A 13586-nucleotide genomic window follows, 5' to 3' on the forward strand; every position below is an offset into this window, starting at 1 on the left:
GCACCGGGGCAGACGTTCGAGGACGTCACACTCCGCAGACTACCGGCTACAGGCCGAAGCGACGCTGGAGGTCGCCCAGCTGGCCGGGAAGGCGCGGTACCGAGCCCAGCGGCCCCTGGCCGGAACCAGGCACCCCGTGCTGGCCCGGGACACCGGCCTGCGCCGGGGTCCCGCCGATCGCCCGCTCCGGCATCAGCAGCTCCGTCGACTGGAGCAGTACCGTCCCCGCGCCGACGAACTCGAACTGGTGCTCCTCGCCCGAGGTGCCGCCGATCCCCGTCAGCGCCCGCACGCCGCCCATCACGCCCGTCATGTAGCCGTGGTCGTAGTGGTGACAGGGCGAGGGGCAGTCCGCCCAGCCGACGAGCGCCTGCGGGTCCACCCGCATCGGCGGCTCCATGAACACCACCGGACCGTTCGACGCCGCCACGAACTTGCCCGTGCCGATCAACGTCACGAAGCCCGGCACGATCGACTGCTTCAGCGCCAGCGTCGGCTGGTAGGCCAGCAGGTTCCCCGAGCGGATCGTCAGATTGCCCTCGTCCAGGTCGTACGAGTTCACGTCGAAGGCCCGGTCCGCGAGCAGCATCTTCCCGCTGCCCTCCGCGACCACCCAGTCGCTCGCGTGCAGCGGCGAGTGGAAGGACGTCCGCACCAGCCGGTCGAGCCGGCCGTGCCCGATGCCGTTGAACTCGATCCGCCCGTAGTAGGCGATCATCTTCCCCTTCTGCAGAAACCACTGCGAGCCCTTGAGCTCGACGCAGAAGGTGTACGGATTGACGTTGTCGTCCGACGGCAGGGAGTGCGGGTCGTGGATGACAGGGGTGCTCACAGCTTCTCCTCCGAGGCCTGGACGTACACCGCGCCGCTGCCGCTCAGCTCCAGCTGGAACGCCTCGCCCGAGCCGCGCCCCACCATGTCGCGCCAGCCGAGCGCCGTGGAGAGCTTGTTCCGCACGTCGCCGTGGTGCGCCACGTACGCCTGCGGGTCCACGTGCACCGGGCGGCCCGGGGAGATCGGCAGCTCGATGACGCCGCCGTGCGCCATGACGGCCACCGAGCCGTGGCCCTTCAGGGTCGTGGTGAAGAGGCCCTGGCCGGTCACCTGGCCGCGGACCATGCCCATGACCCCGCCCTGCGAGCCCATGAACATCGTGCCCTGCTCCAGCGTCCCGTCGAAGGCGAGCAGCCGGTCGGCCTCCACGTACAGGGTGTCGCCCGTCAGTGCGATCACCTGGATGTGGTGGCCGCCGTGCCCGAACATCACCGTGCCGTTGCCCTCGACGGTCATCAGCGGGGTCGCCTCGCCGGCCACCCGGCGGCCGATCATCGACATCAGGCCGCCCTGACCGCCCGCCATGTTCGGCGTGAAACTGACGTCGCCGCGGTACGCGAGCATCGCGCCGCGCTGGCTGAACATCCGCTGCCCGGGGACGACGGTCGCCTCGACCATCTTCGAGTTGATCTCGCGGAACGGCATCAGATGTCACCCCCGATCGTGTTGCGCTCGCTCGGCTGGACGTAGACGAGGCCGTCGCCCTCGAAGCGGATCTGGAAGGCCTCGCCGCCGCCCTCGCCCATGAGGGTGCGGAAGGTCACGCCGGACTGGAAGTGCTGCTGGAGGTTGCCCTGGTGGGCGATGTACGCGCCGGGGTCGACCTGGAGCGGGTACTGCGGGGTCACCCGCAGCAACACCGCCGGACCGTCCGACATGATCGCCGCCTGGCCGGTGCCCTCGACGGTCGTGGTGAAGAGGCCGTTGCCGGTGGCGCCGCCGCGCAGCCCCGTGAACGTGGTGCCGGTGCGCAGCCCCGCGTCGGTGCAGAGCAGATTGCTCGCCTCGACCCAGAGCTTGTCGCCGTGCAGGGAGACGAGGTTGATCTCGGAGGCCCGGTCGGCGAACCAGCAGGTCCCCTGGCCCCGTACCTCCATCACCTCCATCTGCTCACCCGTGAGCCGGCGGGTCACCATGCCGCGCAGGCCCTCACCGCCGCCGCTCATCTTCTTGAACGCCATCTGGCCGTCGTAGGCGACCATCGAGCCGTTCTTCGCCTTGACGGCGTCGCCGGTCATGGAGACGGCGAGCACTTTGCTGCCTTGGAGTCGGAACGTTGCCACCCGAGGAAGGTACTGGGCCCCCGGCTAAAGAGACAGCAAAGTCCCCGTGCACAGTGACTCCACCCGCCGCTGCGGCGGCGGGCTTCCTGCGTGGAGGCTATGCCTCCACGCAGAGGACCAGCCCGGCCCTGCCGAGTACGTTCAGCGCGCCGACGTGGTCGACGTTCGCGAGGAAGCCGCACTCCGTGCACTGGAACGTCGCTTGGGTGACGCGGTTCTCCCTGGCGGCGTGCCCACAGCGTGGGCAGGTACGGGAGGTGTTGCGGGCGTCCACCGCGATCACGCGGCGAGCGGCACTTTCAGCCTTCTGCGCCAGGATCGACAGGAACTGTCCCCAACCCGCGTCGAGGATGCTGCGGTTCAAGCCCGCTTTCGCGGCGGCGCCGTTCGGCAAGAACGCGCCGGGCTGATCGGGACCGGGCTTGGCCTTTGGAGCGCGGGTCATACCCGCGACGTTCAGCCGCTCGTGGGCGATCACGTCGTGGTTGCGGATCAGCCGGTTCGCGGTCTTGTGATGATGGTCACGTCGCTGACGCCGGATTCTGCCGTGCATCTCGGCGACTTTGCGGACTGCGGTCCGGTGCCTCTCGGGCCTCGGCCTGGTGCGCTTGGGGAACGCCGAAAGGTGTTGCTGCGCGGCGGTCAACGCTTCAGCGGATGCACCGGCCGGTGCTGGTGCGTCCGCACGTGCCCGACGCCTTGCAGGCGCACGCGGGTCTGCATGCCACCTGGCGCAGCGTTGCCTGCTGCGAGCTGAACGACCAGCGGCCCTGACGATCCGGGTCGAACGCCCGGATCTCCTTGAGCCGGGCGGACTGGTCGACGTATTTGACGTTCGTTTTCGAGGCATGCCGGTAGGCGTCCCGACGCTCCTGTAACGCGCCGTTGTAGAGCGAGCAGTGGTCCCGCAGCATCTCGACCAGGGCCCGGGCCTGCCGGGCGGTGGGGCGAAGGCGGAACTTGTAGACACGTATCGATCCCCCGCCTCCTCGGTCTTCTGTGGGGAGCGCTTCCGCTGGGTGTCCAGGTGAACCCCACCCCTCCAGCGCTGGTTGTTCCCTGGCTGGGTCATGATGGACGGGCCCTTGTGTATCCGTTCACAAGATCGAACGAAGGTGACCCCTGTCGTGGACATCAAGACTGCATCCTCCCTGCACCGGCTTCGGCTCGTCTCCGCGCCGGAGGCGGTGTCGTTCCTGCTGCTGCTCGTCTGCTCGGTACTCAAGCGGACGACGGACTTCAACGCGGTGCCGGTGATGGGTGCGATCCACGGCATCCTGTTCGTCCTGTACGTCCTCTTCTGGCTGGACGCGTGGAACCGAACCAAGTGGAGCTTCGGGACCGCCGCCCTCTACTTCGTCCTCTCGGTGCTGCCCCTGGGCGGCTTCTACGCCGAGCGGAAGCTGAAGCGCGAGGCCGAGGACGCGGTCATCGCCTCCCGTGCGCGGGCCGAGGCGGCCCAGGGTGCGGTGAAGGCATGATCGTCGCGTTCTCCGTGACCCCGCTCGGCGTCGGGGAGGAGGTCGGCGAGTACGTCGCCGACGCGGTCCGGGTGGTCCGCGAGTCCGGACTTCCGAACCGGACCGATGCCATGTTCACGTCGATCGAGGGCGAGTGGGACGAAGTGATGGATGTCGTGAAGCGCGCCGTCGCTGCCGTGGAGGCGCGCGCCCCGCGCGTCTCGGTCGTCCTGAAGGCGGACATCCGTCCTGGTGTGACGGGCGGTCTGACCAAGAAGGTCGAGACGGTGGAGCGCCACCTCGGCGCCTGACGCCGCCACTCCGTCGTCCACGGGAAGCCCCCGGTCCTGATCCAGGACCGGGGGCTTCCGTATTTCCCGCGGTTGAGCGAGTGCTCAAAATCGGCTACCTTCCCTCCCGAGGCAGTTTTGAGCACTTGCTCAAAATGCCGGAAGAGCTGGGGGAACACCCATGGGCCTCTACATCGAGACACGCGTGCGCGTGGATCTGGAGACGCTCTGGGAGCGCACGCAGGAACCCGACCGCCACCAGCGGTGGGACCTGCGCTTCACGGAGATCTCGTATCTCCCGCGCGCCGAGGGCGAGCCCCAGCACTTCCGCTACGCGACCCGCGTCCTGCCCTTCCTGGCCGTCGCCGGCACCGGTGTCTCCGCGGGGGAGCGCCACCGGGCCGGCGGCGACCGGGTCTCCGCCCTCCGGTTCTCCTCGCCGCACCCGCTCTCACTCCTCGCCGAGGGCAGCGGGTACTGGAGGTACGTGCCCACCCCGGACGGCATCCGCTTCCTCACCGGCTACGACTACCGGCCCCGCTGGGGCCGCCCCGGCCGCATCGCCGACCGGCTCCTCTTCCGGCCCCTCATGGGCTGGGCCACCGCCTGGTCCTTCGACCGGCTGCGGCTCTGGTGCGAGCGGGGCATCACCCCCGAGCGCTCCCGCGACCGCTGGCTCCTCGAACTCGCCGCCCGGATCCTGCTCGTGGCCGTCCCGTGGACCGCGACCGCCCTCCCGCTGGGCCTCGTGTCGCTCGCCGCCGTCCCGCTCACCGTCCTCGGGCTCGCCCTCGCCGTCCTCGTACCGCCCTCGTCGCGCACCCCCGCCGCCCGGCGCTGTCTGCGCACCCCGCCCGCCCGCCACCGGGAGCCGCGGCTCCTCGCCACCCTGGAGCAGCCGTGACCTCGATCTTCCGCACCGCCATGGGCGACGCCCAGTTCGAGCGGCTCCACCCCGAGCTCCAGCGGCGCTTCTCGGTCGGGCTCACGAGCGGCGAGCTCTGCGTCGGCCGGGGCGTCATGGACCACATCTGGCACGGCCGGGCCTTCGTGAAGCCCTTCCTCGCGCTCGGCGGGCTGCGGAACATCCTGCTGCCCCGCACCGGCCGCGACGTCCCCTTCACCATCGAGAACGTCCCCTACACCGACTCGTACGGGCGGGAGACCGTCACCTTCGTCCGCACCTTCGCCCTGCCCGGCGGCCCCCGCCGCTTCGACGCCACCATGGTCCACAGCCCCGAGCGGGACTGCGTCCTCGACTACCTCGGCACCCACCAGCACCTCGCCAGCGACCTGCACCCGACCGCCCGGCCCGACGGCTCGCTCCTCATCACCTCCGGCGAACACCGCTTCCGCGAGGGCCCGCTCGACGTCCGCGTCCCCGAACTCGTGGGCGGCCGGGCCGAGGTCCGCGAGTCCTTCGACGAGCGCACCGGCCGCTTCCGCATCGACGTCCGGGTGGTCAACCGCCACTTCGGGCCGCTCTTCGGCTACCGGGGGTCCTTCGCCGCCACCTACGCCGACGTACGCTCCCGGGGGGTGCGCGCGGGGCTGCGCCCGGTGCGCGAGGAGGTACGGGCATGAGCGGGCGGACCGCGGACGGCGTGCGGGCCACGAAGGCCACGAAGGCCGCGGGGCAGGACGCCAGGAGCCAGGAGACCCGCGAGAAGCTCCTCGACGGCGCCCTGCGCACCCTCGTCGAGCAGGGCATCGCCAAGGCCTCCGCGCGCGCGATCGCGACCACCGCCGGGGTCAACCAGGCCCTCGTCTTCTACCACTTCGGCTCCGTCGACGAGCTGCTCTCCGCCGCCTGCCGGCACGGCGCCGAGCTGCGGGTCGCCCGCCACCGCGAGCGGCTGCGCGCCGTCTCCAGCCTCTCCGAACTGCTCGCCTTCGGGCGCGAGATGCACGCCGAGGAGCGGGACGCCGGCCATGTCGCCGTCCTCGGGCAGCTGCTCGCCGGCGCCCAGACCCACCCCCGGCTCGCCCCGGCCACCGCCGCCGGGCTCGACCTGTGGATCGCCGAGATCGAGCAGGTCCTCGTCCGCGTCCTCGCCGGGACCCCGCTCGCCGAGTTCACCGACCCCGCCGGGCTCGCCCGCGCGGTCGCCGCCTCCTTCGTCGGCCTCGAACTCTACGAAGGGGTCGACCCGGCGGGCGCCGAGGCCGCGCTCACGGCCCTGGAGCAGCTCGGCGCCCTGATGGCCGCGGTCGAGGAGCTGAACCCGGTGGCGCGGAAGGCCGTCACGTACACACTGCGGCGCCGTCTCGAACCCTGAGGCCCACACCGGTCGACCCCTGAGGCTCACACCGGGTCGGGCTGCGACAGCGCGATGCCCAGCGGAGTCCGCTCGTACAGCACCTGGTGGCCGTAGCGCCGCGAGGTCAGCAGCCCCGCCTCCCGCAGCACCGTCAGGTGCGAGGAGACCGACGAGGGCGCCCGGCCGAGGAGATGGGCCAGCGCGGTCGTCCCCATCGGCTCCGCCAGGGCGCACAGCACGTTCGCCCGCACCGGCCCGAGCAGCCGGGCCAGCGCCTCCGGGGTGCGGTCCCCGGCCTCCGACCACAGCCCGCCGATCCCGCGTGCCGGATAGACCACCGTCGGCTGCCACGGCGGATCGAAACCGCTCACCACGTCCGGCCAGGTGAAGACCGAGGGCATCAGGACGAGCCCCTGCCCCTCCAGCGGGCGGATGTGCTCACCGTGGTACGCGACGGTGAGCGTCGCGCTCCCCGCGTCCCAAGCGAAGGCCGGGTGCAGCTCGCCCAGGAGCCGTTCGAGCCCGCCCTCCGCGAGGCGCCGCGAGTGGTACGCCACGTCCGCCTCCAGGAGCGCGCGGAGCCGGGGCCAGTCCGGGGCGATCAGCGCCTCCCACGCCGCCTGGAGCAGGTCGGCGAGCCGCCCCACCGCGCCCGCCGGATCCGCGAGCAGCCGCCGCCCCTCGGCCGTGCCGGCCGCCCCCGGGGTGTCCGCGAGCGCCCGCACGAAGTCGTCCAGGACCAGCGACGGATCCGTCTCCCGTACGGCGGCGATCTCGTCCTCGAAGGCGGCGGCGGGACCCAGCGGCGGCGGATAGAGGAAGTCCGGACTGTGGCCGTGGAGCGGCATCAGCAGATGCAGCGGCCCGAGGTCGAGCTCCCGCGCGGCGTCCGCGATCCGCCGCATCCACGGCAGGTGGTACCCCTGCTTGTTCGGCCGCGCGAGCACGCGCACGGCCGAGTGCGTCTCCCAGAGCGGGGAGATCGCGAAGCGGATCCGCAGGGGGTCGGCCTCGCCGAAATGCAGGTGGTACGGCACGGGGCCCCCTGGAACGACCGGAACATTCGGCTGGAGCCGAAAGTCTAGGGCCCGGCCCCCGCCCCGGGCACGCTGCGTCCATGCCCACGAACGACACCCGAACGCCGGAGGCGGCGTCCCCCGAGCCTGCCCTCGCACCGTCCGCACCCGCACCCGCACCCTCCGCCCCCAGCCCCGGCTACCGTGCCGTCTTCGCCGTGCGGGAGTTCCGGTTCGTGTTCGCGGCGCACCTGTTCTCGCTGCTCGGGGTCGTCGTCAGCGAGCTCGCGCTCACCGTGCTCGTGTACGACATGACACGGTCGCCGCTGCTCTCCTCGCTCACCTTCGCGCTCGGCTTCCTGCCGTACCTCCTCGGCGGCACCCTCCTCGCCGGGCTCACCGACCGGCTCCCGCCCCGCCGGATCCTCGTCGTCTGCGACCTCGTCTGCGCCGGCTGCGTCGCGGTCATGGTCGTGCCCGCCACCCCCGTCGCCGTCCTGCTCGCCCTGCGCTGCGCCATCGCCGTCGTCTCGCCCGTCTTCAACGGCACCCGCATGGCGACCCTCGCCGACATCCTCGGCGAGGGCGAGCTCTTCGTCCTCGGGCGCTCGCTGCTGCGGATCGTGTCGCAGAGCGCCCTGCTCACCGGCTTCGCCGTCGGCGGCGTCCTCCTCACCGTCGTCCCGCCCCGCGGCGCCCTCGCCGTCACCACCGCCACCTTCCTCGCCTCCGCGCTCCTGCTGAGGCTCGGCACCGTCCGCCGGCCGGCCAGGGCGGGCGGCGGGCCGAGCGGGCTCTCCGGGACCTGGGCCGTGCTGCGGAACCGGCGGGTGCGGGCCCTGATGCTGATGTTCTGGGTGCCGCCGCTCTTCGCCGTCGTCCCCGAGGCCCTCGCCGCCCCCTACGCGGACGAGATCGGCGTCTCCACCGCCGCCCTCGGCCTCCTGATGTGCGCCCTGCCCGTCGGGACGATCGCGGGCGAGCTCCTCGCCGGATCGTTCCTCTCCGCCGCGACCCGCTCCCGGATCGTGCTGCCGCTCGCCGTCACCGGCGTCCTGCCGTACCTCTTGTACGGCCCCCGGCCCGGCGTCGCCCTCGCGGCCGTCGCCCTCTTCCTGGCCGGCGCCACCGGCGCGTACACCCTCGGTCTCGACGCCTGGTTCGTCGCCGCCGTCCCCGAGGAGCAGCGGGGGAGGGCCATGACCCTGATGACCGCGGGCATGATGACCGTCCAGGGCGTCGGCATGGCCGGGGCCGGGATCGCCGCCGAGTTCGCCCCCGTGCACACGGTCGTGGCCTGGACCGGCGTCCTCGGCACGCTCTGCCTCCTCGCCGCCGCCGCCGAGCTGCGGGCGACCGAAAGGCGAGACGGGGCTGACCGGCATATGACCAGTCGGTAAGGTCGACGGCGTGCCGAAGCCGCTCAGTCTCCCGTTCGACCCCATCGCCCGAGCCGACGAACTCTGGCAGAAGCGCTGGGGCCCGGTCCCCTCGATGGCCGCGATCACCTCGATCATGCGCGCCCACCAGATCCTCCTCGCGGAGGTCGACGCCGTGGTCAAGCCTTACGGGCTGACGTTCGCGCGGTACGAGGCGCTGGTCCTGCTCACCTTCTCCAAGGCCGGTGAGCTGCCGATGTCCAAGATCGGCGAGCGGCTGATGGTCCACCCCACGTCCGTGACGAACACGGTGGACCGGCTCGTGAAGTCCGGTCTCGTCGACAAGCGCCCCAACCCCAACGACGGGCGCGGGACCCTCGCCTCCATCACCGAGAAGGGCCGCGAGGTCGTCGAGGCCGCGACCCGCGACCTGATGGAGATGGACTTCGGCCTCGGGGCGTACGACGCCGAGGAGTGCGCCGAGATCTTCGCCCTCCTGCGCCCCCTGCGGGTCGCGGCCCACGACTTCGACGAGGGCTGACCCCCCGCGAAGATCGCCCGGAACGTGCCGTTACGCTCGACGGCATGAAATCCAGCGTGCTGACCCGCTACCGCGTCATGGCGTACGTGACCGCGGTCATGCTCCTCATCCTGTGCGCGTGCATGGTCGCCAAGTACGGCTTCGGCGTCGGCGAGGACCTGACCTTCGCGGTCTCCCAGCTCCACGGCGTCCTCTACATCATCTACCTCGTCTTCGCCTTCGACCTGGGCTCCAAGGCGAAGTGGCCGTTCGGCAAGCTCCTGTGGGTGCTGGTCTCCGGCACCATCCCGACCGCCGCGTTCTTCGTCGAGCGCAAGGTCGTCGCCGAGACGCTTCCGCTGGTCAGCGGCGCGCAGACGGCTCCGGCGAACGCCTGATCAAGGTTCGGCACACCCCCTCCGCACGTATGTGCGGAGGTTTGCCATCGACATTTACTAGGACGTCCTAGTAAATTTGAAGCATGGACGCTGACGCCATCGAGGAAGGCCGCCGTCGCTGGCAGGCCCGTTACGACAAGGCCCGCAAGCGGGACGCCGACTTCACCACGCTCTCCGGCGACGCCGTCGAGCCGGTCTACGGGCCCCGGCCCGGCGACACCTACGAGGGGTTCGAGCGCATCGGCTGGCCCGGCGAGTACCCCTTCACCCGGGGACTCCACCCGACCGGCTACCGGGGCCGGACCTGGACCATCCGCCAGTTCGCCGGCTTCGGCAACGCCGAGCAGACCAACGAGCGCTACAAGATGATCCTGGCCGCCGGCGGCGGCGGCCTCTCCGTCGCCTTCGACATGCCCACCCTCATGGGCCGCGACTCCGACGACCCCCGCTCCCTCGGCGAGGTCGGCCACTGCGGTGTCGCCATCGACTCCGCCGCCGACATGGAGGTCCTCTTCAAGGACATCCCGCTCGGGGACGTCACGACGTCCATGACGATCTCGGGGCCCGCCGTCCCGGTCTTCTGCATGTACCTGGTCGCCGCCGAGCGCCAGGGCGTCGACCCGGGCGTCCTCAACGGCACGCTCCAGACCGACATCTTCAAGGAGTACATCGCGCAGAAGGAGTGGCTCTTCGAACCCGAGCCCCATCTGCGCCTCATCGGCGACCTGATGGAGCACTGCGCGGCGAGCATCCCCGCGTACAAGCCGCTCTCCGTCTCCGGCTACCACATCCGCGAGGCCGGAGCGACGGCCGCGCAGGAGCTCGCGTACACCCTCGCCGACGGCTTCGGCTACGTGGAGCTCGGCCTCTCCCGCGGCCTCGACGTCGACGTCTTCGCCCCCGGCCTCTCCTTCTTCTTCGACGCGCACCTCGACTTCTTCGAGGAGATCGCCAAGTTCCGCGCCGCCCGCCGGATCTGGGCCCGCTGGATGAAGGAGGTCTACGGAGCCAAGACCGACAAGGCGCAGTGGCTCCGCTTCCACACCCAGACCGCCGGTGTCTCCCTCACCGCCCAGCAGCCGTACAACAACGTCGTACGGACCGCGGTCGAGGCCCTCTCCGCCGTCCTCGGCGGCACCAACTCCCTCCACACCAACGCCCTCGACGAGACCCTCGCGCTCCCCAGCGAGCAGGCCGCCGAGATCGCGCTCCGCACCCAGCAGGTGCTGATGGAGGAGACCGGCGTCGCCAACGTCGCCGACCCGCTGGGCGGTTCCTGGTACGTCGAGCAGCTCACCGACCGCATCGAGGCCGACGCCGAGAAGATCTTCGACCAGATCAAGGAGCGCGGCCGCCGCGCCCACCCGGACGGGCAGCACCCCATCGGCCCGATCACCTCCGGCATCCTGCGCGGCATCGAGGACGGCTGGTTCACCGGCGAGATCGCCGAGTCCGCCTTCCAGTACCAGCGGTCCCTGGAGAAGGGCGACAAGCGGGTCGTCGGCGTCAACGTCCACCACGGTTCCGTCACCGGCGACCTGGAGATCCTGCGCGTCAGCCACGAGGTCGAGTGGGAGCAGGTCCGCGTCCTCGGCGAGCGCAAGGGGCGCCGTGACGACGCCAAGGTCCGCGCCTCGATCGACGCGATGCTGGCCGCCGCCCGCGACGGCTCGAACATGATCGTCCCGATGCTGGAGGCCGTCCGCGCCGAGGCCACCCTCGGGGAGATCTGCGACGCCCTGCGCGACGAGTGGGGCGTCTACACGGAGCCCCCGGGCTTCTGATCCGCCGGAACACGACAGGGGCGGTACGGGACTCCCGTACCGCCCCTCACGCGTCCTCCGGCTCAGCCGGCCGCCGCCGCGGCGCCCAGGCCGCCCATCAGCAGCGCCGAGAGGCGGCCCGCCCAGGGGCCGTCGACCGGCTCGGCGCTGACCAGCGCCCGGTGCACGACCGCGCCCGCGACGACGTCGAAGATCAGGTCGTCGGTGGCGTCCACCGCGACGGGGTCGAGGTGGTGCGGCAGTTCGCCGCGCTGCTGCGCCCGCTCGCGGCCCGCCAGGACCAGCCTCTTCTGCCGGTCGACTATGGAGGCGCGGATGCGCTCGCGCAGCGGCTCGTCCCGGGTCGACTCGGCCACCACGGCCATCAGGGCCGTCTTCGTCTCGGGCCGTTCGAGGAGCGCCGCGAACTGCAGCACCACATGCTCGATGTCGGCCTGGAGGGAGCCGAGGTCGGGCAGTTCGAGTTCGTCGAAGAGAACGGCGACGGCGTCCACGACGAGCTCGTTCTTGTTGGCCCAGCGGCGGTAGAGCGTCGTCTTCGCAACCCCGGCGCGGCCGGCCACGTCCCCCATCGTGAGCTTGGACCACCCCAGCTCGACCAGGGCCGCGCGGGTCGCCTCCAGGATGGCCGTGTCGGCCTCGGTGGAGCGGGGGCGCCCGGTACGGCCGTTGCGGGGGTTGGTGCGGTTACACATGGAAAGCGACCATACCCGCCGGTAGGTATACCGCCAGGGGTCGGTGATGTGAGGCAGTTCACCGTGCGGATCCCGCTCGCGCCCTCCCGCGGGATCCTTCCCCGGAGTTACGCTACGACCTGTAGCGAAAGGCATTGAGCGGCCTGAGCGACAACCACAGAGTGCCGGGTGGGGACCCGGCGCGAAAGTAGGCACCGGGTGGGGACCCGGCGCCGTCGAAGACGAGGAACCGTGTCGTCCCCGCGTCTCGCACACCGGCGGGAGACGCCCGGACGGCACGGTTCAGCCATGGCTTACCGGTTACGCGCGCGGAAGGGGGAGGATGTATCCATGCAGCCCCGAAACATGTCCATGAGCGGCGTCGTCGACCTCGCCGCGGTGAAGGCGGCCGGAGAGGCCAAGGCGAAGGCGGAGCAGGTGCGCGCCGAAGCCGCCCGGCAGGGTGGTTCCGCCGCCGTGCCCCCGTCGGCCCTGGTGATCGACGTCGACGAGGCCGGCTTCGAGCGCGATGTGCTCCAGCGCTCGGCCGAGGTCCCGGTCGTCCTCGACTTCTGGGCCGAGTGGTGCGAGCCGTGCAAGCAGCTCGGCCCCCTCCTGGAGCGGCTGGCCGTCGAGTACAGCGGCCGCTTCCTGCTCGCGAAGATCGACGTCGACGCCAACCAGATGCTGATGCAGCAGTTCGGCATCCAGGGAATTCCGGCCGTTTTCGCGGTGGTAGCCGGTCAGGCCCTGCCGCTGTTCCAGGGTGCGGTGCCCGAGGCGCAGATCCGGGAGACCCTCGACCAGCTGATCCAGGTCGGCGAGGAGCGCTTCGGTCTCACCGGCATCGCCGTGGACGCGGACGCCGACGCCTCGGCCCCCGCCGCGCGGCAGGCCGGCCCGTACGACGCCCTCCTCGAAGCGGCCATGTCCGCGCTCGACGCGGGTGACCTGGCGGGTGCCGTCCAGGCGTACAAGAACGTGCTCGCCGACGACCCGGCCCACCCGGAGGCGAAGCTCGGCCTGGCGCAGGCCGAACTCCTCCAGCGGGTGCAGGACCTGGACCCCGGCGCCGTCCGCAGGAACGCGGCGGACGATCCGGCCGATGTCGCCGCGCAGATCGCCGCCGCCGACCTCGATCTGGTGGGCGGTCATGTGCAGGACGCCTTCGGGCGTCTCGTGGAGACCGTGCGCCGCACGGCGGGCGACGACCGGAACGCGGCGCGGCTGCGCCTTCTGGAGCTGTTCGAGGTGATCGGTGCCGACGACCCGCGCGTGACGGCGGCCCGGCAGGCCCTCGCCCGGGTGCTGTTCTAGCTCTCCGGAGGTGCCGGATCGTCTGACGATTTGGCAGCAGGGTGACAAATCGCGGCCGCGCTTTACCAAAACTTGGTAATCGCGGCCGCTGTTACTTGCAGTAAATCGAACCCGGCGTTCTGTCCGCATTCATCCGATGATCTCCTGACATTCCCTGTCGCTCGAACGTACCCAGCGTGCCCGTTCGGCCCCGCCCCGCCATGGCGTGGTTATCCACCCGTTACTAGCCAGTAACGAACCCCCTTGTGCGGGGGCCCGGAATGGACCACGATCGGCGACGCTCGGTCCGAACCGCACGACCCCGGCAACCAACCGGGATCACGGCGAGGGTCCCCACCGAGTGGACCGGTGTTCCGGCACCGGTCGTGGA

At 71.3% G+C, this 13586-nt stretch carries 15 protein-coding genes and 1 pseudogene; 10 read left to right on the top strand and 6 right to left on the bottom strand.

Features of this window, described 5'->3' with window-relative positions; all coding sequences use genetic code 11:
• Window positions 1-46: 46 nt before the first annotated feature.
• The 4 genes and pseudogenes from ACF07V_RS22735 to ACF07V_RS22750 all read right to left on the bottom strand — a co-directional run bounded on the left by ACF07V_RS22735 (window position 47) and on the right by ACF07V_RS22750 (window position 3091).
• Window positions 47-832, bottom strand: a complete 786-nt coding sequence (locus ACF07V_RS22735; protein WP_392156641.1) for an AIM24 family protein — start codon at window positions 830-832, stop codon at window positions 47-49.
• Window positions 829-1479 (bottom strand): AIM24 family protein, encoded by a 651-nt coding sequence (locus tag ACF07V_RS22740; protein WP_392156642.1) that lies wholly within the window; start codon window positions 1477-1479, stop codon window positions 829-831. The genes ACF07V_RS22735 and ACF07V_RS22740 overlap by 4 nt, the downstream gene beginning before the upstream one ends.
• Window positions 1479-2117, bottom strand: a complete 639-nt coding sequence (locus tag ACF07V_RS22745) for an AIM24 family protein (protein WP_392156644.1) — start codon at window positions 2115-2117, stop codon at window positions 1479-1481. The genes ACF07V_RS22740 and ACF07V_RS22745 overlap by 1 nt, the downstream gene beginning before the upstream one ends.
• Window positions 2118-2214: 97 nt before the next feature.
• Window positions 2215-3091 (bottom strand): annotated as a pseudogene (locus ACF07V_RS22750) (RNA-guided endonuclease InsQ/TnpB family protein).
• A gap of 153 nt (window positions 3092-3244) precedes the next feature.
• On the opposite strand from ACF07V_RS22750, the gene ACF07V_RS22755 reads away from it, so the two are divergent.
• The 5 genes from ACF07V_RS22755 to ACF07V_RS22775 all read left to right on the top strand — a co-directional run bounded on the left by ACF07V_RS22755 (window position 3245) and on the right by ACF07V_RS22775 (window position 6146).
• Window positions 3245-3598, top strand: coding sequence for a DUF3817 domain-containing protein (locus ACF07V_RS22755; protein WP_392156646.1), 354 nt, complete (start codon window positions 3245-3247; stop codon window positions 3596-3598).
• A complete protein-coding gene (locus ACF07V_RS22760) occupies window positions 3595-3888 on the top strand; it encodes an MTH1187 family thiamine-binding protein (protein ID WP_392156647.1) in 294 nt (97 codons plus the stop codon). Before ACF07V_RS22755 ends, ACF07V_RS22760 begins: the two co-directional genes overlap by 4 nt.
• Window positions 3889-4048: 160 nt before the next feature.
• Window positions 4049-4771, top strand: coding sequence for a hypothetical protein (locus ACF07V_RS22765; RefSeq protein ID WP_392156649.1), 723 nt, complete (start codon window positions 4049-4051; stop codon window positions 4769-4771).
• On the top strand, window positions 4768-5451 hold the full coding sequence (locus ACF07V_RS22770; protein WP_392156650.1) for a DUF4166 domain-containing protein: 684 nt from the start codon (window positions 4768-4770) through the stop codon (window positions 5449-5451). The genes ACF07V_RS22765 and ACF07V_RS22770 overlap by 4 nt, the downstream gene beginning before the upstream one ends.
• A complete protein-coding gene (locus ACF07V_RS22775) occupies window positions 5448-6146 on the top strand; it encodes a TetR/AcrR family transcriptional regulator (RefSeq protein ID WP_392156651.1) in 699 nt (232 codons plus the stop codon). Before ACF07V_RS22770 ends, ACF07V_RS22775 begins: the two co-directional genes overlap by 4 nt.
• A 26-nt stretch (window positions 6147-6172) precedes the next feature.
• On the opposite strand, the gene ACF07V_RS22780 is transcribed toward ACF07V_RS22775, so the two are convergent.
• Window positions 6173-7165, bottom strand: a complete 993-nt coding sequence (locus tag ACF07V_RS22780) for a DUF5937 family protein (protein WP_392156653.1) — start codon at window positions 7163-7165, stop codon at window positions 6173-6175.
• 80 nt (window positions 7166-7245) lie between these two features.
• Here ACF07V_RS22780 and ACF07V_RS22785 point away from each other — a divergent pair, with 80 nt between their 5' ends.
• The 4 genes from ACF07V_RS22785 (at window position 7246) to ACF07V_RS22800 (ending at window position 11225) form a co-directional block, all read left to right on the top strand.
• Window positions 7246-8544, top strand: a complete 1299-nt coding sequence (locus tag ACF07V_RS22785; protein WP_392156655.1) for an MFS transporter — start codon at window positions 7246-7248, stop codon at window positions 8542-8544.
• Window positions 8545-8554: 10 nt separating this feature from the next.
• Window positions 8555-9064 carry a MarR family winged helix-turn-helix transcriptional regulator gene (locus ACF07V_RS22790; protein WP_392156656.1) on the top strand — a complete coding sequence of 170 codons (510 nt, stop codon included), beginning with the start codon at window positions 8555-8557 and terminating at the stop codon, window positions 9062-9064.
• 44 nt (window positions 9065-9108) lie between these two features.
• On the top strand, window positions 9109-9441 hold the full coding sequence (locus ACF07V_RS22795) for a DUF3817 domain-containing protein (protein ID WP_392156657.1): 333 nt from the start codon (window positions 9109-9111) through the stop codon (window positions 9439-9441).
• Between the two features lie 83 nt (window positions 9442-9524).
• Window positions 9525-11225 (top strand): methylmalonyl-CoA mutase, encoded by a 1701-nt coding sequence (locus ACF07V_RS22800; protein WP_392156658.1) that lies wholly within the window; start codon window positions 9525-9527, stop codon window positions 11223-11225.
• A gap of 62 nt (window positions 11226-11287) precedes the next feature.
• Here ACF07V_RS22800 and ACF07V_RS22805 read toward each other — a convergent pair whose 3' ends face one another.
• On the bottom strand, window positions 11288-11920 hold the full coding sequence (locus ACF07V_RS22805; protein WP_392156659.1) for a TetR/AcrR family transcriptional regulator: 633 nt from the start codon (window positions 11918-11920) through the stop codon (window positions 11288-11290).
• 330 nt (window positions 11921-12250) lie between these two features.
• Between ACF07V_RS22805 and ACF07V_RS22810 the strand changes: the two genes are divergently transcribed.
• Window positions 12251-13216, top strand: coding sequence for a tetratricopeptide repeat protein (locus tag ACF07V_RS22810; RefSeq protein ID WP_392156660.1), 966 nt, complete (start codon window positions 12251-12253; stop codon window positions 13214-13216).
• The last annotated feature ends 370 nt before the right edge of the window (window positions 13217-13586 follow it).

The organism is Streptomyces sp. NPDC015661, assembly GCF_043077765.1.
Taxonomy (GTDB): domain Bacteria; phylum Actinomycetota; class Actinomycetes; order Streptomycetales; family Streptomycetaceae; genus Streptomyces.

Excerpts from the sequence above, each read along its gene's own strand:
- ACF07V_RS22740 (WP_392156642.1), bottom strand. The coding sequence starts at position 1,479 with ATGCCGTTCCGCGAGATCAACTCGAAGATGGTCGAGGCGACCGTCGTC.
- ACF07V_RS22760 (WP_392156647.1), top strand. The coding sequence starts at position 3,595 with ATGATCGTCGCGTTCTCCGTGACCCCGCTCGGCGTCGGGGAGGAGGTC.
- ACF07V_RS22765 (WP_392156649.1), top strand. The coding sequence starts at position 4,049 with ATGGGCCTCTACATCGAGACACGCGTGCGCGTGGATCTGGAGACGCTC.
- ACF07V_RS22775 (WP_392156651.1), top strand. The coding sequence starts at position 5,448 with ATGAGCGGGCGGACCGCGGACGGCGTGCGGGCCACGAAGGCCACGAAG.
- ACF07V_RS22785 (WP_392156655.1), top strand. The coding sequence starts at position 7,246 with ATGCCCACGAACGACACCCGAACGCCGGAGGCGGCGTCCCCCGAGCCT.
- ACF07V_RS22795 (WP_392156657.1), top strand. The coding sequence starts at position 9,109 with ATGAAATCCAGCGTGCTGACCCGCTACCGCGTCATGGCGTACGTGACC.
- ACF07V_RS22800 (WP_392156658.1), top strand. The coding sequence starts at position 9,525 with ATGGACGCTGACGCCATCGAGGAAGGCCGCCGTCGCTGGCAGGCCCGT.
- ACF07V_RS22805 (WP_392156659.1), bottom strand. The coding sequence starts at position 11,920 with ATGTGTAACCGCACCAACCCCCGCAACGGCCGTACCGGGCGCCCCCGC.
- ACF07V_RS22810 (WP_392156660.1), top strand. The coding sequence starts at position 12,251 with ATGCAGCCCCGAAACATGTCCATGAGCGGCGTCGTCGACCTCGCCGCG.